Below are 18,827 nucleotides of genomic sequence, written 5' to 3'. Positions count from 1 at the left end.
CGTCGGGATACGCGTCCACTGCTCGATTGGGGGTGAGGGGAGCGCCGCAAGGCGACTCCCCTTCTTACATTCCTCACCGCGTGGTCGGCTCTGAGCGTTTTTCGCGAGCGCGTTTCGTCAGGGCGCTTCGCTGGCGTCGTCGAGCTCTTCTGCTGCTGGCCGAAGCTCGCGCTGGATGTAGTCGCGGCATTCGCGGTCGAGCGGCTTGAGCTCGCTGCACAGCAGCTGACCGCAAGCTGAGTAGCGACTATCCGGGATCTCGTCGCGCAACCAACGCATCGCCCGACACGCGCCGCTGGTGTCGTTGCGCTGGACGCGCAGCTTGGCCTCTTGCCACGCGGCATCATCCCTCAGGATGCTCGTGGTAAAGTCCTTACGTAAGCGCTCGAACTCACGGATGGCGTCCTCGGGCTGGTGGAGGGCGTCACGGTAGAGCAGCGCGAGCTTGTACTGGCTCTCACTGTAGCGGGGGCGCTCGTAGCTACCGGACAGACTCGACGGCTCGCGCTCCTTCAGCATGCGCTTGAGGTGCTTCACTGCGCCTTGGGGGTTCCCGAGCTCTTGCTCGAGCTCCGCCGCGTGGAACAGCGAGTCGTCCCACAGGGCACCCTTCGGGTAGGGATACTTATCAGCGACCAGCAGGTAGCGAGCGAGCGCGCCCCGCTTATCGCCCATACTCAGTAGCAGCTTCGCGTAGGCGTAGTGGAGGTACTGCCCGAGTTCTGTGCCTTCCTGGCGTGGAATGCGCGACTCGAGCCAGGCCTTCGCTGCAGCCTCTCCTTGCTGATCCTCGAGCCACACGAGGTAGCGGTTTAGCGCAGACGGTCCCGTGCTGGCGTCGGGGTAGCGCTCGATTACCTGCTCCATCGCCTTGAAGCCAGCAGCGTCCTTTCCGCCTTCAATGTCGAGGTCGGCGAGATCGTAGGCCGCCCTTGGCGCGCGGCTCGTGTCTGGCGCTTCCTTAAGGATACGCTGATAGAGTCTTCGCGCCTCGCTGCCTCGCTTGCCGCGCTTGTAGGAGACTGCCGCGCGGTACAGCGCCTCGTAGCGCTGATGTTTGTCTGGCGCTTCTTTCGCCACTTGTTCCCAGTGCTGCGCTGCCTCGACGTAGCGGCCTGCGCCGTAGGTACGAATGGCAGCGGCGCGCTCGCGCTCGAACGCATCGCTGAAGGACGGTGCGCAGGCGCCAAGCGTCAGTAGCGCGGACAGCGCGAGCAACGTAGCCGCCGGCGGCGAGAACGCTTCGCCCCTCACCCCCAACCCCCGTCGAGGAGCTGCTTGATGGAACTCGCCGCCTCGCGCACCTCATCGAAGCTGACGTCCAAGTGGGTCACAGCCCGCACGCTCTTTGGGCCCATCGCGGAGAGTAGTACCCCGCGCTGCCTTGCGCGCTCGCATAGCTCTTCCGCGCTACCTGGTACCTCGAAGAGGATAATGTTGGTCTGCACGCTTTCTAGGTCGAGCGTGATACCCTCGCAGCTTGCGATATTTTCCGCAAAGAAACGCGCGTGGCGATGATCGTCCGCTAGTCGGCTCTGGTTGTTCCGAAGTGCGTACAGGGCACCCGCCGCCAACACGCCGGCCTGGCGCATGCCACCGCCGAGCATCTTGCGCAGGCGCCGGGCGCGGGTAATCAGCTCCCGAGAACCAACGAGCGCCGAGCCGACGGGTGCTCCAAGTCCCTTGGAGAAGCAGACGCTGACGCTGTCGGCGGGTGCCGCTAGCTCCGCGAGGCTCACCCCTGTGGCCGCCGCTGCGTTCCACAAGCGCGCGCCATCCAAGTGGAGCTTCAGGTTCGCGGCGTGGGCCGCTTCGGCGATAGCCACCACGTCTGCCAAGGGGAACACCCGTCCGCCGGATGCGTTGTGCGTATTCTCCACTGCCACCAGTGACGTGCGGGGAAGGTAGTAGCTGCTCGGCTTGATGGCGGCCCGCAGATCATCCGCGTCGAACAGACCGCCGCTGCCTGCGGTCGCGAACTGAACGCCGGATAGCGCGGCCGCCGCACCCGACTCGAACCAGGCGCAGTGGGCGCGCTCCCCGATCACGACCTCGTCACCACGCTCGGTCTGGGCCATGAGCGCGAGCTGATTGCTCATCGTGCCGGAGGGCACGAAGAGCGCCGCCTGCTTTTCGAGCAGGCTCGCGACTTCGTCCTGCAGCTCGTTCACGCTAGGGTCCTCGCCATACACGTCGTCCCCCAGCGGCGCTTTGGCGATGGCTTCACGCATGGCGGCGCTCGGCTGGGTTACGGTATCGGAGCGCAGATCAATCGGCATCGGTCGCGGCAGTCTAGCGGTCTCGCTCGCCGGGGTCGCTGGAAAGTGCGCGTGACTTCCTGGGTAGGGTGGTGAAAGCCGAAGCTTTTCAGCAGCTCGCTAGTGAGGCGAATCAGTGATTCGCTGAACAAGTCAACACAGCGTTTCCTCGTCTCAGAAGTAGTGCGAAGGCGCAAAACTCGTGCGCCCACACCCTCAGGGGGCGGGCGAGTTTTGCAGCGGACTACGGAGACAGGACACTAGCGCTGTGGCGAACAGCTCGTAGGAGACCAGCTGACACGCCTGCGCCAAGTTGATCGACGGTTGCGGTGCAGCCATCGGGATGCGCAGCGTGGCGTCGCAAAGCAGGCTCTCGACATCGCTCAGACCCGACTTCTCGTTGCCGAAGACCACGGCGAGCTGAAGTCCTTGACTCGCAAGTCGCACGAGTTCCTCGGCGCCGGTGCGCAGGGTGTAAGCGCCGCGGTTTCCGATTTTGGCGCTGGTGGCGATGCTGAAGTCGACCCCAAGCAACGCTTCTTCGAGGGTTTCCAGGATGGGTGCCGCGTCCAAGACATCGAGGCTCTTCACGGCCATCTTGCGCGCCATCGGATGATCCGGCCGCGCGAGGCGCCCTGGGCGGACGAGGACAAGACGCGACAGCCCCATTGCCTTCATCGCTCGCGCAGCGGCACCGACGTTCTCTGGGTAGTGGGGGCCCACGAGGATGAAACGCGTCCGCTGGGCGACGGGCACAACCAGACGCTGTTTGCTCGCCTGCTTCGAGGGTCGCTCACTCGACATCCCGAGGTCCTAGCCGCTGCGGGGCGACGCGGCGAGCGCTCTTCGCACAGCGGAAGCCGATGTACGGCCGGCGAATATCGGGATCGGCGGACAGCCTCGAGCCAGTGCGCAGCCACGGCGCGGCGCTCTGGTAGTGCCCCCCGCGTGCGATGCGTGGGCCTGTGCCAGTTCCGCGCGGATTCCTTTGGGGCGTGTCGGGATAAGGGCCGTAGTAGTCACTCACCCACTCGGCCACGTTGCCAGCCATGTCGAGCACCCCTTGAGGCGTCGCGCCGGAAGGGTAGGCGCCCACTGGGGCAAGCTCGGCGTAGCCGTCTTTCGACTCCGTCTCACTCCAAGCGAAGCGACCGTGGTTTGCCGCTCGGGAGTTGTACAAATTGCCCCAAGGAAACTTGCGGTGTGCCTTGCCTCGCGCCGCACCTTCCCACTCGGCCTCACTCGGTAGGCGCGCGCCGCGGAAGTGACAGTAGTCTCGCGCGTCGTCATAGCTGACCAAGCCGCGCGGATAGTTCGGGCGCTCGAAGCGCGCCGCGCCGCCCTCTCTAACCGGCTTGCAGCGGCCGACGCGTACGCAGCGGGCGTAGTCGGCCACCGTCACTTCCGTGCGGTCTATCCAGAAGCTGTCGAGGGTCACCGCGTGCTGAGGTAGCTCATCGGAGAACATGCCTTGATCGCAGAGCTCACCGTAGGGCTCGCGGTTACACAGAAGCAGCGCCTCCACCACGTCCATTGCCGTTGAGCCCATCTGAAACTTCACGGAAGGGATCCGCAACATCGTGGAGGTCGGCGCGCGAAGCGTGACGATTCCGCCGGTGTACGCGCGTTCGGCGGGGGTCGAGCTATCGGTCAGCTGTGCTTGAACGTTGCTTGCTGCCTCTGCGACCGTAGGGGGCCGCAACAGCCAGGCGCTTCCAAGCAAACAAGCAGCCGTGAGCAGGCCCCGCATGCTTCAGGACTCGCACAATCGGTCCTTGAATGCACGCGGCCGCGACACCCTGCGGGGTCGCGGCCGGTTGGTGCGCTGGTTCTAAGCTAGAATCAGCCGCCGCAGGCAGCGGTGCAGCTGCTTTCGATGCAGGTGCCCCAGGCGTTGAGCGCGTCGACCGCCTCTTGGGTGAGGAAGTTGGAGCACTCTTGCTGGGCACAGGCCTGGAACGCCGCGTCGTCGGCCGCGTCGGCGCAGTACTGCGCGAGACACTGTTGCAGGTTGCCGCAGGGGAGCAGCTCGGTAGCGGTGCTGGTGCCAAAGCACGCCATCACCTCGGAGCAGCAGGAGCCCATCATGCACGCATTGCAGGTCGGGTCGTTGAACTCGACGGCCGAGTCGCAGCTGGTCGTGTTGCCGGTGCCACCGTTTCCGGTGTTGCCGGTGCCACCGTTCGCGGTGTTGCCGGTGCCGCCGTTCGCGGTGTTACCCGTGCCACCGTTCGCGGTGTTGCCTGTCCCGCCGTTGCCAGTGTTGCCGGTGCCGCCGTTTGCGCTACACGTGTTCAGGCAGACTTGGCTGTCGTTTCCGGCGCAGATGCACTGGTCGTAGCAAGTCGTCACCGCGCTGCAGTCTTGCTGAAGCGGTTTGTTGTTGTCCGAGGTCGCCGCACAGCCCGCGAAGGTGACCGTGAGGATGCCGAAAGCGATGGTGAAGATGGTCGGTGCTGAGAGTCGCATGAGGTTCTCCGTTGCAGCGAGCGGACGCTCGATGCTCTAGGGCGCGACCAAGCCAAGTCCGCGCCGAAAGGTTCGCTGCTTATACTGACAGCGAGCGGGCTTTCCCATAGCGCAAAACACAGGTGTTTGCCCTCCCGGGATAGGCGGCCCGGAGGTGTTTCATGTTGTGCCGAGAGCTTCAGAGGCCCGTGTTCTGACTGGGGTTTGTGCCTCGTAAGGCGGTTCGAGCGGACCCGAATCACCGCCCACGGAAGGGCTACAGCCCCTCGCCGCTGGGTGGCTTCGGATTCCCGCCGGATCCGGCATCTCCGGCTTTTTCCGGTGTATCTGGATTGGTGCCAGCGTCCACGCTCGTGCGCTGACGGTCTCGGCGCTTGGGAGGTCGCTTCTTCTTGTCGGGCGGACGCTCCGCCAGGACGGCTACGGGTTGGTCTGGATCGTCCGTCTGGCTCACGCTCACGGCGACGGGCACCGGAACCGTGGCCGCCTGGGGCGGTTCCTCGAGCTGACGGCTCAAATGGAAAGCCGAGACGGCGATCAGCGCTCCCGCTGCGGCGGCGCCAACGCCAACACGTAGCCCTCTACCCGAACTCTGAGTCGATTCCGCATGGTAACGATCGGGAGTGGTGGGCATCGCGGTGCGCGGTGACATGCGCAGCGCTTCGGCCAGTGCTCGTCCAAAGTCTTCCGCTGATTCGAAGCGGGACCGCGGCACTTTGCTCATGCCGCGAGCAAGGACGGTGTCCACGTGGGGGTCCACGCCGCATACCGCGGCAATCGCTGGTGGCTCCTCCGTGCCGATGCGACTCGCAACGGCGACGGCGTCGTCGCCCGGGAAAGCGCGCCGACCGCTGATCGCCTCGTACATCGTCGTGGCGAGGGAAAACTGATCCGAAAGCGGCGTGAACTTGCCGTTCGCGATCGCCTCCGGTGCCGCGTACGCCGGGGTCCCAAGCACGCCGCCTTCGTGGGTAAGCGTGGAGTCCGGGAGCCTCGCGATGCCGAAGTCCACGAGCTTCGGCCCATGCTTGGCCAGGATGATGTTCTCCGGTTTGATGTCGCGATGGAGCACTCCGGCTCCGTGTGCGGTTGCGAGCGCCGACCCGAGCCCCTCGGCGAGCTCGGCCGCGGATTCAGGACCCAACGGGCCCTGTAGCAGCCGTTCTTTGAGGTTCTTGCCTTCGACGTGCTCGAACACCAGGAACAGCCCGACTTCGTCCGAGTCCCCCATATCGTGCAACGCTACGATGTTGGGATGGCTCACCCGCGCGGAAGCGCGAGCTTCTTGCTGCATGCGTTCGAGCAGCGTTTCTTTCTGGTCCGCCGTGAGCCCGAGGTCGTTGCGCAACAACTTGATCGCGACCGGGCGATCGAGCACCGGATCGTGTGCGAGCAAGACTCGACCCATCGCACCGTGCGCCAACGGGCGCACGATCGGGTAGCGACCGATGCGTTCGGGGGTCTCGTCCATCGCGATGGAGCGTTATACACCCAGGCGACGGGCGCGCATGCGCCGCTTCGCGCTTGATTGGCGAAGAGCTCTGGAACCTGCGCGGAGTTTCAGTCGGCTGACTCGTCGGAGTCGCCCTTGGGCTTCTTCTTGCGTGACTTTCCGTCGCGATCTTCGTCGTCACGCTTCGGTTTCTTGGCTGGCTTCGGCGGCTCCCCGTACTCCGTCTTCAGTTTCTTCATCAGGCCGGTGGAGAGCATACGTTCGTGGTATTCGGGCATCTTGGGGAGCTGCACGAAGACCTTCACCTTGCCCTCGGCCTGGACGATCTCGATCGAACCGCTGGTTTCCTCGCGAGAGCCCATCGGCCTGTACTTGAACAGCAGGTACGCCGCTTCGGGATCTTTCTCCACGACCTCGTAGCCAAGGTCCACCCGCAAGTAGCGGAGGGCACCGCTAAAGGTCTGCGCCTTGGAGTAGGCCGAGTCGTCTTCGACGCGCGCGTCTGCTGGGCCAGCAACACTGAGCCAAAGCGCGCTCAGTCCAATGAACCAAGTGGCGCGAAGCCAGTTGCGAGATCTGGACATACCGCCGTGGGCTAGCGGGTTGCCTCACTCACGGGCAAGTTTTTGGCGCGGGCATTCAGGTGACTGCGCTCAACGAGCCACGCGACCAGGGCTGCTCCCAACGTGACAGCCGTCTGCACGACATATTGAATGAACACGAAGGCGGCGCCTTTGGAGTCGATCACGGCCGCCGGGAAGAACAGCGCGAGCGAGGCGTAGACAGCGACCTGAAACGCGCCGAAGTAGCCTGGAGCATTGGGCAACAAGATCCCCAGCGCGAGCACTCCCATGCTGACACACGCGATGGGAAAGCTCATTTCCTCGAGGCCACAGCCAACCCCCAGCGCCTGGGTTGCCACGGCGTTTGTCAGCCAATAGGCGACGCTAAGCCCAATGAACGGCCAGGCGAGGGAAGGCTTCGGCAGGAAGCTTAGTCCTGACGCAAGCTGCTCGAGCCGCGTGGTCAGCCAAGCGCCTAGCCGCGGAGACACGCGACCCAGCGTGGCACTGACGAGACGGGTCGTGAGCTCGCGCTTGACGTAGAACAACCCCATCGCCGTGAAAGCACCCGCGAAGAGCGCAAGAGCGCTGTAGGCCAGACCGGGAATCACGCGTGCAGGGACCGCGAGCTCCCCGATGCGGTCGGGTAGGGGATCCAAGGGGGTGGAGGCCAACAAGCCGAGTAAGAGCAGGAGGCTCACCAACACGCCGTCGATCACGCGTTCCGCCGCGATCGTCCCAGTCGCCGCCCAGCCCCCGATGTTCGTATCCTTGCGGATCAAAACCGGACGCACGAACTCTCCCGATCTGAGTGGCAGCACCACGATCGCCGCGAAACCGATGAACGAAACGTTCAGCATTCGGCGGAAGGACACCTCGCCAAGGGGACGCAGCAGCCAATGCCAGCGTGCAGCCCGCAACAAGTGAACCAGCGAAAAGCCAACGGCGTATGCGGCGATGGACCAAGGCGCAACTGCCTTGAGTGCGCTCGCGGGCGGGACGAGGGGCAAGCCGCCGGCGTGGAGTACCCAGAGCGCGACCAAGCCGGCCAGGAGGGAAGCCACTAGGCGCAGGCCATAGCGGCGCATCCAAGGCTCCCTCATGTTTGGACGCGTCCCTCCAAGATCTGTCGGGGACCTTCGTTGAACAGAAAGTCGAGCTCGTCCTCGCCCCAACGCCGACGGATGATTTCCATCCCTTCTGCCACGGCGGCGACGTCGCGCGGTCGATGCGCGTCACTGCAGGCCGCGTGGTACAGCCCTTCCTCGAGTAGGTGCTCCGCGCAGCGCCGGGGTTGGCTGCCGTACTTCCCCATCAACGCGGCGGTATCCAGCAGTGCGAGGGAGCCGGCGTCGACCAGCTGCTCCAGCACCTCGGGCGCCTCCCAGATCCGCTGGTAGCGCTCCGGATGCGCGATCACTGGGCGCAACCCCTGACGCTGCAGTTCGAAAAGCTGGTGCGAGATGCTGAGGGGGAAGCGCTGGTCGTAGAACTCGAGGAGTACAGCCCGACCTCCAGGATAGGGCAGACCGTCTCCCACCTTGATGCGGTTGATGACCACATCGTCAAAGTAGTGCTCGCTCGCTAGCGCCAGCTCCGGCAGTCGCAGCGAGCCAAGCTCTTCACGGGTGCGCTCCCACGCGGAGAGAATCGCCGTCCGGTCGTTGTCGAAGAGCCCGGGCCGCATATGAGGCGTCGCGATCACCAAACCGAATCCGAGTGCCTGCAGACCACTCAGGATCTCCCGGCTCTCCTCGATGGACCGCGCACCGTCGTCGATCCCCACCAGCCAATGGCTGTGCAAGTCGACGTACTGGGCACCCCCGGACATGCGGGCGGTATAGCTCAGAATCGCCCGCTGTGTAGTTCTCAGGCGCTGCGTCGGCGGTTGCCCAGAATGCGGATCGTCCCGCTCTGGGCCCGAGCTAGAGCGGCGTCCGTGTCACCACCCTCCGCGCATAACACCACTTCGAGTCCGGCGACGCGCACGCGGCGCACTTGCCGCTCCCCTGAGTCGTTCGCGGGATTCGCGGCGGCCACAGCCGCCAGCTCTTCGCAGTGGCTCCAATAGCCCGACGCAGCCACCAACAAGCCGCTGGAGTCCGCGACCAACAGTGCAGCGCCGCGGCTCTGGCGGCGAGCCTCATCGAGCAGGCGTTCGAGTGCGGTCAGAGGGTCGCTGGACCGCAGAACGCGGCGTTCGGGCCCCGCATAACCAACGGGCTCGGGGCGGTGTGGCAGCGAAGACATCCGCATTACGTTCCTAGAACGGGCGGTCTTCGGACAACTAAAGCGCGATCCGGAAGGTTGACGGAACGCGCGGGATCTCGTGCTAAAGGCAGTCTCCCGATGAGCCTTCCCTCTCTGGATGCCCTGATCGACGAGCGCCGTGTGGTGCTGTGCGTGGGCTGCGGCGGCGTAGGCAAGACCACGGTTGCCGCTGCGCTTGCGTTGGCGGGTGCCCGACGGGGCAAGCGTGTGCTTTGCCTCACCATCGATCCAGCTCGTCGCCTCGCGAATAGCCTAGGGCTCGACCGGATGACGGGGGAGGCGCAACGGGTGGAACCAGCGCTCTTCCAGCGCGCTGGCCTGGACGTCCAAGGCAGCCTGACGGTCATGATGCTGGACACCAAGCGCACCTTCGACGAGCTGGTGACACGCCACGCGTCGTCAACCGCCGCTCGGGACAAGATCCTGGAGAATCGTCTGTACCAGTACGTGTCCACCAGCCTGGCGGGTACCCAGGAGTACATGGCGATGGAGAAGCTCCTGAGCGTCAAACAGGACTCCCATTATGACTTGATCGTGCTCGACACGCCGCCGACGAGCAATGCGCTCGACTTCCTGGACGCACCAGAGCGCATCACTGAGGCCATCGATAGCGCCGCCATGCGCTGGTTCATTCAGGCATTTGAATCCTCGGGGAAATTCAGCCTGAATCTCGTCGCCAAGAGCGTCGCGTTGGTCCTGCGCGGTATCGGCAAGCTAACTGGCGGTGGCTTCCTCGAGCAGATGGCGGAGTTCATCACCGAGTTGAACGACCTGTTTGGTGGTTTCAAGAGCCGTGCGGCAGAGGTAGCGAAGGCGTTCCGCTCCACCGAGTTCGCCTACGTGTTGGTAACCAGTCCCGCGCCCATGGCCATTCGAGAGGTGCTGTTCTTCGCCGAACGGCTCCACGACCAGGGCATGGCTCGGGACGCGTTCGTGGTGAATCGGGTTCATCGGGCGCCACGCTCTGTCGCGACTGAGGGCGAGGTCGAAGCAGCGCTTGCCCAGCACGGCATTCGGTTGGGGCAGGATGCGCCGGCACGCCTGGTGCGCGCCGTCAGCGAAGAGCAGAGCCTCGCGGAACTCGATCGTTCGCACCTCAGCCGTCTGGATGGCGCGCTCGCGAACAACCCGGATGGCAGCCCGCCAACCCGGGTCAACATCCCCGCGTTGCCGAGCGATGTTCACGACATCTCGACCCTGGCGGGAATTTCCCGGTTGCTGGCGCCCGGCAGCTGACGTCGCGTTCGGGATTGCGGGTGTCCGCGGCGCACTGCCAGGCGCGCGACTCGATACCGCTCTGAAACCTGTTCGACCCACGGTCGCCCGGAGACTGCGTTGTCGCTGTTTTCGCAGCGCGACCTCCGGCTACCACGCCGGGAGATCGCAAAGCCGACGGCGCCTCCGCGATGCGCCTGCTGTACCGATCTCCCGATGTCTTGAGTGACTGGAAGCTGCTCCGACCCCGGGTCAGGTTGGTGCGTGACCTACACCTGTCACCCGCTGTGCTCGAGGGTGCTCAGAAAAAGGCCGGAAACCAACGCCAGAAGTCACTATCCTGTGCACCAATGGAGGTCATCCTCACCCACGAGCTCACTGACTTCGACGGGTTCGCTGCCGCCGTCGCCGCGCAGAAGCTCTACCCGGGGTCGGAGATCGTCTTCGGGCGGCGCGTGTCTCCAGCACTCCACGACTACCTTGCGTTGCATCGGGATCGTTTCCGCACGCTACGCTACAGCGACATCGATCAGCACAGCGTGCGTCGCGTGATCCTTGTCGATCACCGGCGCAAGAGCCGCCTGGGAGCGTTCGAGATACTGCAACAGCGGCTCGAAGCGCAGGACCCCACGTTGGACGTCCACGTCTACGATCACCACCCGAAAGTAGGCGCGGATGAGGTCGAGGGTTCGGTCGAGTTAGTCGAGCCCGTCGGCTCCGCAACCACGTTGCTCGTCGAGCGCATCAAGGCGTCCGGCATTCCCATTGACGTTGAGGAGGCCACGCTCTTTACCCTGGGGATCTACGCGGACACCGGCTCACTCACCTACCCGAACACCTCAGGACGCGACGCGCGCGCCGTTGGCTGGCTGCTCGATCAGGGCGGCAACCTGAAGACCCTGAACCGCTACCTAAAGCCGGAGTTCAGCCCCAATCAGCGCGAGCTGATCAAGCGGGTGCTCGACGCCCTCGAGTCGCGGGAGATCGGCGGCACCAACGTCGGTTTCGCAAAGCTGCGCATGGAAAAGGTGGTCAATGGCCTTGCGGACGTCACCAGCGCGGTAGCCGGCTTCGACGGCAATCAGGCGCTGTTTGCGTTCTACGCAATTCAAGACAAACGCGTGCAGATCGTCGCTCGCTCGAGTTCACCGGTCGTCAACGTGGCTGAGCGGCTCGCGCCCTTTGGAGGTGGCGGGCATCCAAGCGCCGCGGCGGCGACGATCAAAGGTGGAGATGTCGACGAACTGTACGCACAGATCCTCGCGGGTTTTCGTGCGGAACCGCCAAACCCCAAGCGCGTCTCGGATGTGATGAGTCGCTTGGTGCGCAGCGTGACCCCAACCACTCCCCTCGTTGAACTCAAGCACAGCTTGCGGGTGTGGCACCACACGGGCGTACCCGTGGTCGAGGCGGGGGAGCTGATTGGCCTGATCTCCCGGCGGGACGTCGAGAAAGCCGAGGCCGCCGGGCGGCTGCATTTGCCGGTCTCGAGCTGCATGGCTCACCACTTACGCACGACGACCCCCGAGGCGTCCCTCGAGTCTGCTTTTCGCGAGATGCAGTCCCACGACATTGGGCGCTTGCCGGTGCTCGACCATGGCAAGCTGGTAGGCATCCTCACTCGCTCGGACTTGCGGAGCGTGCTCTACGGTCCGCCGAGTACGAGCGAGCCGCCGCCTCGCCGTAGCGATCCTCAGCACGCGCCGCCAGCACACTCGGAGCGACCGCTGGCCGAAGCAGAGTAGCCAGCAATTGCCCCGTGGCAAAACGCGCACATCCTCCGGGCGCGCGCGCTGCTGTGGCCCTCGAGGGTCTAGCGCCCCTTCCAAACGGGTGAGCGCTTCTCGATGAACGCCCGCGGGCCTTCCTGGGCATCTTCCGAGCCGAACACCGGCCACCCGAGCTCGAAAGACCGCTGCCAACGCTCCTCTGAGGGGAGATCTCGTCCACCGACGATGATCTCGCGAGACGCTTTCACGGCCAACGGACCCGCTTCGGTGATGCGAGTCGCGATCCCCAGTGCCCGCTCGAAGACCTGCTCTTGCGGGACCACGTGATTCACTAGGCCTGCTGTCAGCAATCTTTCCACAGGGAATGGATCTCCAGTGAGCGCCAGCTCGAGTGCGAGCTTCTCACCGATCAGCCGCGGCAGCTCGACCAGGCCACCTGCCAGCGCCACCAACGAGCGCTTCACCTCGGGCAAACCGAACTTCGAGCCTTCTGCGGCGACCAGGATGTCGCAGGCGAGGGCGATTTCGAAGCCGCCCGCCAACGCATCTGAGTGAACCGCACCGATCAGCGGCTTCGTGCGCTTGCGCCGCACGAGCCCGGCAAAGCCACCTCGTTCAGTGGACAGCTCTGCCGCGCGCCCCGAGGCGATCCACTTCAAATCGGCCCCCGCGCAGAAGGTCGGGCCGTTCGCCGCGAGCACGCCCGCCCACAGCTCGTCGTTGCTTTCGAGCTCATCGAGCGCGGCTTCCATGCCCTTGGCGACGTCTCCGCTGATCGCGTTCCGCGCATCGGCCCGGTTCAGCCGAATCACCAACACGCGTCCCTGCGCCTCACTCAACACCACGTTCGTTGCGTCGCTCATGACATCGCGCCGTATCGCGGATCGCCTGCGCCAGCAATCCGCTCACCCATACTGCGGGTTTCAGCGTGAGCGCGCAGTCCTCCTTCGCCGCCGCTGGAGCCGCTCGCGCCATGCGGGCACGGCAGGAGCGAAAGGCAACACCGCGTGACCAGGCGTAAGCACGCAGGGTCGCCCCAGCAGGCTTCTTCGGGGGGGAGGTCAGCCGCTGCTCTTCTGCGGTCAGCTGTCGCCGCGGCGCGAGCGCTTGCGGAAAGCGATCTTGATCGGAACCGAGTCGAAACCGAAGGTCTTACGCAGCTGGTTCATCACGAACCGGCGGTAACCTTCGTTGATCACTTCGGGTGCGTTGCTCATCGCCACGAAGAGCGGCGGGTTCGTCTGCGCCTGAGTCACGTAGTACAGCCGCGGCGCCTTGCCCCCGGCAGTCGGCGGGGGGCGCCGCTCCAGCACGCTCTCGAAGAAGCGATTCAGCTCTGCCGTGGGGATCCGCCGATGCAGCTCGCGGTGGGTGCGCCGGGCTTGCTTCATCAACGCTTCGACGCCGTTACCGTTCTTCGCGCTGAGCAGCATCACCTTGGCCCAGCGTGCGAACCCGAGCTTCTCTTCCGCCTGTTGCACGGCGGCTTTGCGCTGGGCGGCCGTCAGGAGATCGCTCTTGTTGAGCCCCACGACGATGCCGCGCCCGCGCTCGGCGCAGAGCCCAAGCAGCCGCTGCTCCTGGTCGCCGATCCCTTCACTGGCGTCGCACATCAAGATCACGATGTCTGCCCGACCCGCCGCCTTGATGGAGCGCATCACGCTGGCGCTCTCCACCTCTTCTTGAACCTTGGCCTTCTTGCGGATCCCTGCGGTATCGATGAGCCAGTAGCGTTGCCCTGCGACCTCCACTTCGGAGTCCACCGCGTCTCGTGTGGTTCCAGGCCGGTCGTCCACCAAGGAGCGTTCGCTGCCGCTCAGGCGATTGAATAGCGATGACTTGCCCGCGTTGGGCCGGCCGAGCAGCGCCACACGGGGTACTTCGAGGTCATCGGTCGCTCCCGTCTCGAGCACAACTGGCGCCGGTAAGCCGGACCGCATGGCCAACTCCAGCTCACCTAACCCCCGCCCGTGTAAGGCACTGAGGGGGTACAAACGATCGACCCCGAGGCGATAGAGTTCGGTGATCTCCGCCTCGTGTTTCTGGCTGTCGACCTTGTTCGCGCAGTAGAGCACCGGCTTGTCGGCGCGGCGCAGCAGCTTGATTGCGTCGGCGTCCGCTTGGGTTGGCGGATTCACGCCGTCGAGCACACACAACACGAGGTCGGCTTCAGCGATGGCCGCCATCACGTGACGTGCGATGCCCTGTCCCATGGGGTCGTCGGTGGTTGGGTCGAAGCCGCCCGTATCCACCACCGTCACGCTGCGCCCCCCAATCACGGCGTCTGCATAGTTGCGGTCGCGAGTGACGCCAGGCGCGTCGTGCACGATCGCCAGGCGCTCTCCGATCAAACGGTTGAAGAGCGTGCTCTTGCCCACGTTGGGGCGGCCCACGACGGCGATCAAGCAGCGCTGATATTGGACCGGCGCGGATTCAACGGGTTCGTCTTCCGGGAGGAAATCGGTTTGCTCGAGTTCAGCGTCTTCGAGGCTGTCTTCGGCGTCGGGACGCTCTGGGTTGCCGCTCATGATTTGGCTCGCGGGTTGGGGCTCAGATCGACGGCGTCTGCAACGTTGTAGCCAAGCTCCGTGAGCTGGCGGGGGACGTCCTTCCAGCGCTCGGTCACACGCACGAAGAGCTCCAGGTGAACTGGACGCTCGAGCAGCTCCTGTAGGCGCTCGCGCGCCTTGGTGCCGATGGCCTTGATGCGTTCGCCCTGCTTGCCAACCACCACCCCACGTTGGCTAGTTTTTTCCACGTGGATAGTCGCTTTGATCTGGGTGTTCCGCTCCGTCTCGTCGAAGCGCTCCACGGTGACAGCGACCGCGTGGGGGATCTCGGCGCGTAGCTGCAGCATGACTTGCTCACGTACGTACTCACGCACGAAGAACGTCAGCGGCTTGTCCGTCAGCATATCCGGGTCATAGCCTGGCGGTCCTTCGGGTAGGTGCGGCGCGATCTCGTCGAGCACGATTTGCACGCCGTCGTCCTTCAGCACGCTGACCGGTACGATGGCCGTGAACTCTCGCAACTCCGCCACCGACTGCAGGTACGGGAGCAGGCGCGTCTTGTCCTTCAGGCTGTCGACCTTGTTGACCACGAAGATGCAGGGGACTGCGCTAGGGAACTCCGCGATCAATTTGCGGTCTGCCTCGAGGACCAGCTCCGGGCTGGGGTCAGGGGTCTTCCGCAGCTTGGTGAGGTGTCCGACGTCCGTCATCAACACGACCAGATCGGTGGTGCGGAGGGCGTCGAGTGCGGCCAAGTTCATGCGGCGACCGAGCTCGTGTTTCGGGTCGTGCAGACCCGGTGTATCCACGAACGCGATCTGAGCGTCGCCATGCTGGGCGATACCCAGGAGCACGTCTCGAGTGGTTTGCGGCAATGGCGACGTGATCGCCAGGCGCTGGCCAAGCACCGCATTCAAGAACGTGGACTTTCCCACGTTGGTACGACCGACAATGGCGCAGGACCCGAAACGCATGGCCGCGGAGTATGGTTGGGTTTGGCGTGAGCGCCAGCACACAGGCAGAGTTCGGGCGCGTTTCTTCGCCCTTCGGGCGCTTTTGTGCGCTTGCCGACGCCCATGGCCCTGATGCTAAGGTCCCGCACGCATGAGCGAATCCCCTGCTTCAGACCGAGACTCGGAGCCGCCGGAGTCCGCTTCCGCGACGCCCGATCCCGGCGAAGCAGACAACGAGTCGACCAGGCCGGCGACGGATCAGCCAACGGCTGAGCGCGATCAACCCGCAGCCCCGAGTAACAAGGTAGGCGGCTGGTCTCGCTTCGGTTGGCCGGCGTCTGCGGCACTCATTGCGCTGGCCAGCCTACTCATGCCGGTCGGCAGGGCAGGGATCTGGGAGCCCCCCGAGCTCGACGTGGCCGATCAGGCACGTCGTATTGCGCTCAACGTGATGGGAGCCAGCGGGCTTTCCCTCGAAGGCGCGAACAACACGGTGCCCACGCTGGGTGAGCTCGAGCGCGGCGAGCTGCCATTCACGTCGATGGCGCTCGGCTTCAAGTTGTTTGGTCTCCACGACTGGGCCGGGCGCCTCCCACTCGCGGTGTGGGCGCTCGTTGGCGCGCTGTGCGTGTATCTCTTGGTGGCGCGGCTGGTCGACCGCCGTGCGGCCTCCCTGAGCGTGATCGCGTTGTCGACGATGCCGCTCTACTTCCTCCAGGCGCGCACGATGCTCGGAGACGCGGTGACCCTGAGCGCCGTCGCCATGGCCTGCGCAGGGCTCGGCTTAGCGGTCTTTGATCACGACGGCTCATTCCGCCCGAGGCAGCTTGGCTGGGCGCTCCTCGGCGTGGCTGGGCTAGCGGCAGGCTTCGGCGCGCGCGGCGCCTTGCTTGGCGTCGCGGTGCCCGCCTTGGGCGTTGGTCTCGCGTGGCTCGTCTCCCACGGCGTACGTCGCCGCGGTACGGGATTTTCCACGCTCGTGGCCAGCGCGAGTCTGTTGGTTGGATTATTTGCCACGTGGAAAGGGCTTTACGCCCTGACTCATGTGGACCCGACGCACTACGACATTTGGCTCGGGGCGGGCATCAACGAAGCGCGTCAGCGCCCGACCTTCGACCTCGTGCTCGAGCAGCTCGGACACGGGCTGTTGCCCTGGAGCGCCCTGGTACCTTTCGCAATTGGCCGCCTTTTCGTGGTGTTCTCCCCGGCGGATGCCGAGACTGAAGAGGCCCTCTCGAAGCGTGAACGCGGACTAGGCCTGCACCTGCTCTTGATGTTGGTGCCTTCGCTCGCGCTTGCCGCGCACGCGCTGATGGCGCCCACAACGGGAGAGCTTCCGTTCTGCGCCGTGTTCGCGCTCGCTGCCGCAATCGGGGTAGCCCTCAGCGAAGCGGATCAGCGGCACTTCGGCGGCTCAATGGCGGCCGGTATCACCGTCGCCGCGCTCGCCATCATTTACTACACCGACTTCAAGAACTTCCCGGTCAAGGGCCTGACGGCGTTCGTGGTCGAGGGGGGGAAGTTCCCCGACAGCTTCGCGGAAACCGCCACGAAGGTGGTCAAGTACGGCACGTTGCTGTGTATCGGCGGCTTCTTCGGCCTGATTTTCGAGCACGGCCGCGAGCGCGACGCGAGCGGTGTGCAGCCGTTCGATCGGAAGCCCTATCGAGAGTACGTCGCCACGCTCCAGGATGCCTTCGAAGGCAACCTGCGCTTCTTTTTGCTGCTGATCGAAGCGGGGGCGCTGGCGTTCGCGGTGCTCAGCTTTCTTTCCTCGCGGATGCTGAACTGGGAGCGAATCGAGACCATGCCCAGTCAGCTACGATCCGTGCTTGCGCTGGTCTGGCTGCTGCTACCACTCGCGTTGACGTTGCCCGTGATTGCCATGCTCGCGCGTGATGCGCTGCGCTGGTTGCGCGCACGCAGAGCGTTTCCGCGTTTCAGCTTGGCCGCAGTGCCCCTGGCCGCCTTCGGGCTGGTGCTCAGTCTTGGCTACTACCCCGCGCTGGCGGCACAGATTTCCCCGAAAGAGGTCTTCGAAGCCTACGGTCGCCTAGCGAAGCCGGGGGAGCCCCTGGGCATGTTGGGTGATAACGGACAGAGCGCGAACTACTACGCAGGCTCAGCGGTGGTCACTCAACCCAACGCTCCGGCGGCAGCGCGTTGGCTCGACAACGCTCAAGAGCGGCGCTGGCTGGTGATGCGCGCGGACGACTTGGCGCAGATCAACGCCAAGTTCCGTGAGCGGCACCACAAGAATCTCCCGGTTCTAGATAGCCGCTCGAGCGAGATCCTGCTGGCCAGCAACCAGCTCGGCGAGGCTGAAGTCGACCAGAATCCATTCCGTGATTGGATTCTGGATGCTCCGCGAGAGCCGGAATTTACCGTGGGAGCGAATCTGGATCAGCTCACCAACTTGGGTTGGGATCTCACCAAAGATGGCAAGCCGGTGCCTACGGAAACTGTCGACGGAAAGCCGTGGCCGGTGGTCAAGCCTGGTGTCGACTACCAGTTCGCGATCCATTGGCGAGTGAATCGGTCGATCAGCGGAAACTGGAAGACGTTCATCCACATCGACGGTTACCGAAAACGCTACAACGGGGATCACGAGACGCTGGGGGGCAAATACCCCGCGCACCTCTGGCGTCCGAGCGATCAGATCGTGGACATTCACACCATCCGTCTAGAACCGCATTTCACGCCCGGCCGCTACGAGGTGTTGTACGGTCTCTACATCGGTGACCGGCGGCTCGAGGTGAAGAAGGGCAGCCATGACAACAACCGCATCAAGGCGGGTTTCGTCATCGTTCATTGACGCGATCTTGGAAGGCGTCCCCTTTCAACACCAGCGCGCGCAGTTGCGTGCGACGAACCCACTCAAAGTGCTCGCGTTAGGCGGGGACTCGTAAGGAAGTTTGGACGAAACGTGACAGAAGGCCGGAACGGCGCTAAGGCCAGTCGGGTGAGGGAATCCGGCGATTCGCAGCCTGATGCCGACGAGGCAGCTTCGAACCGTCGCAGCGCGGATCGCATCGACGTGACGTGGTCTGTCGACTGCACGACGGACGATACCTTCCTCTACGCGGCGATCACGAACATCTCCGCGTTGGGTATCTTCGTACGAACCAATCAACCCCTCGAGGTCGGTACGGCGCTCACACTGCGCTTCGCACCTCCTGACGCGGACGAGCCCTTCGTACTCAATGGCGTGGTGCAATGGATCAACCCTGTGCGTCCGTTGGCGATGAGCCCCAACCCCGGCATGGGGATCCAGTTCGTGAATCTCACCGCGGAACAGCGTGAGCGACTCGTCGACGTGGTCCACACCATCGCCTACGTGCGCGAGTCGCTGAACTAGCGCGCGCTCTGCTGAACTGGCGCGCGCTCTGCTGAACTAGCGCGCGC

At 64.6% G+C, this 18,827-nt stretch carries 17 protein-coding genes; 4 read left to right on the top strand and 13 right to left on the bottom strand.

The window, feature by feature from the left end; genetic code table 11:
• Nucleotides 1-117: 117 nt before the first annotated feature.
• From H6718_24810 to H6718_24765, 10 genes are all read right to left on the bottom strand, one after another.
• A complete protein-coding gene (locus H6718_24810; protein ID MCB9588655.1) occupies nucleotides 118-1,254 on the bottom strand; it encodes a tetratricopeptide repeat protein in 1,137 nt (378 codons plus the stop codon).
• Nucleotides 1,251-2,279 carry a low-specificity L-threonine aldolase gene (gene ltaE / locus H6718_24805; protein MCB9588654.1) on the bottom strand — a complete coding sequence of 343 codons (1,029 nt, stop codon included), beginning with the start codon at nucleotides 2,277-2,279 and terminating at the stop codon, nucleotides 1,251-1,253. Before ltaE ends, H6718_24810 begins: the two co-directional genes overlap by 4 nt.
• A gap of 195 nt (nucleotides 2,280-2,474) precedes the next feature.
• Nucleotides 2,475-3,062 (bottom strand): RNA methyltransferase, encoded by a 588-nt coding sequence (locus H6718_24800; GenBank protein ID MCB9588653.1) that lies wholly within the window; start codon nucleotides 3,060-3,062, stop codon nucleotides 2,475-2,477.
• Nucleotides 3,052-4,008, bottom strand: coding sequence for an SUMF1/EgtB/PvdO family nonheme iron enzyme (locus tag H6718_24795; protein MCB9588652.1), 957 nt, complete (start codon nucleotides 4,006-4,008; stop codon nucleotides 3,052-3,054). The genes H6718_24800 and H6718_24795 overlap by 11 nt, the downstream gene beginning before the upstream one ends.
• A 92-nt stretch (nucleotides 4,009-4,100) precedes the next feature.
• The gene (locus tag H6718_24790; GenBank protein ID MCB9588651.1) at nucleotides 4,101-4,727 is read right to left on the bottom strand and encodes a hypothetical protein; all 627 of its coding nucleotides are present in this window, start codon (nucleotides 4,725-4,727) and stop codon (nucleotides 4,101-4,103) included.
• A 256-nt stretch (nucleotides 4,728-4,983) separates the two neighbouring features.
• A complete protein-coding gene (locus H6718_24785) occupies nucleotides 4,984-6,198 on the bottom strand; it encodes a serine/threonine protein kinase (GenBank protein MCB9588650.1) in 1,215 nt (404 codons plus the stop codon).
• 89 nt (nucleotides 6,199-6,287) lie between these two features.
• Nucleotides 6,288-6,764: a hypothetical protein gene (locus tag H6718_24780; protein ID MCB9588649.1), complete on the bottom strand. Its 477-nt coding sequence runs from the start codon at nucleotides 6,762-6,764 to the stop codon at nucleotides 6,288-6,290.
• 11 nt (nucleotides 6,765-6,775) lie between these two features.
• Entirely contained in the window at nucleotides 6,776-7,846 is a 1,071-nt protein-coding gene (locus H6718_24775) for a flippase-like domain-containing protein (protein MCB9588648.1), read from the bottom strand.
• Nucleotides 7,843-8,574, bottom strand: coding sequence for a protein tyrosine phosphatase (locus tag H6718_24770; protein MCB9588647.1), 732 nt, complete (start codon nucleotides 8,572-8,574; stop codon nucleotides 7,843-7,845). The genes H6718_24775 and H6718_24770 overlap by 4 nt, the downstream gene beginning before the upstream one ends.
• 38 nt (nucleotides 8,575-8,612) lie before the next feature.
• Nucleotides 8,613-8,993, bottom strand: coding sequence for a hypothetical protein (locus H6718_24765; GenBank protein ID MCB9588646.1), 381 nt, complete (start codon nucleotides 8,991-8,993; stop codon nucleotides 8,613-8,615).
• A 99-nt stretch (nucleotides 8,994-9,092) separates the two neighbouring features.
• On the opposite strand from H6718_24765, the gene H6718_24760 reads away from it, so the two are divergent.
• Both H6718_24760 and H6718_24755 read left to right on the top strand, forming a co-directional pair.
• The gene (locus H6718_24760; protein MCB9588645.1) at nucleotides 9,093-10,250 is read left to right on the top strand and encodes an ArsA family ATPase; all 1,158 of its coding nucleotides are present in this window, start codon (nucleotides 9,093-9,095) and stop codon (nucleotides 10,248-10,250) included.
• 329 nt (nucleotides 10,251-10,579) lie between these two features.
• Complete coding sequence (locus tag H6718_24755; protein ID MCB9588644.1) at nucleotides 10,580-11,974, top strand: CBS domain-containing protein; 1,395 nt, start codon at nucleotides 10,580-10,582, stop codon at nucleotides 11,972-11,974.
• 68 nt (nucleotides 11,975-12,042) lie between these two features.
• On the opposite strand, the gene H6718_24750 is transcribed toward H6718_24755, so the two are convergent.
• The 3 genes from H6718_24750 to era form a co-directional block, all read right to left on the bottom strand.
• Entirely contained in the window at nucleotides 12,043-12,822 is a 780-nt protein-coding gene (locus tag H6718_24750) for an enoyl-CoA hydratase/isomerase family protein (GenBank protein ID MCB9588643.1), read from the bottom strand.
• 219 nt (nucleotides 12,823-13,041) lie between these two features.
• The gene (der, locus tag H6718_24745; GenBank protein MCB9588642.1) at nucleotides 13,042-14,487 is read right to left on the bottom strand and encodes a ribosome biogenesis GTPase Der; all 1,446 of its coding nucleotides are present in this window, start codon (nucleotides 14,485-14,487) and stop codon (nucleotides 13,042-13,044) included.
• Nucleotides 14,484-15,443, bottom strand: coding sequence for a GTPase Era (gene era, locus H6718_24740; protein MCB9588641.1), 960 nt, complete (start codon nucleotides 15,441-15,443; stop codon nucleotides 14,484-14,486). The genes der and era overlap by 4 nt, the downstream gene beginning before the upstream one ends.
• Before the next feature lie 130 nt (nucleotides 15,444-15,573).
• Between era and H6718_24735 the strand changes: the two genes are divergently transcribed.
• Both H6718_24735 and H6718_24730 read left to right on the top strand, forming a co-directional pair.
• A complete protein-coding gene (locus H6718_24735) occupies nucleotides 15,574-18,237 on the top strand; it encodes a glycosyltransferase family 39 protein (GenBank protein MCB9588640.1) in 2,664 nt (887 codons plus the stop codon).
• 147 nt (nucleotides 18,238-18,384) lie between these two features.
• Nucleotides 18,385-18,780, top strand: coding sequence for a TIGR02266 family protein (locus H6718_24730; protein ID MCB9588639.1), 396 nt, complete (start codon nucleotides 18,385-18,387; stop codon nucleotides 18,778-18,780).
• The last annotated feature ends 47 nt before the right edge of the window (nucleotides 18,781-18,827 follow it).

This window comes from Polyangiaceae bacterium, assembly GCA_020633205.1.
In the GTDB taxonomy this organism is placed as follows: Bacteria; Myxococcota_A; Polyangia; order Polyangiales; family Polyangiaceae; genus JAHBVY01.
This window is presented reverse-complemented; position numbering and strand designations above follow the sequence as displayed.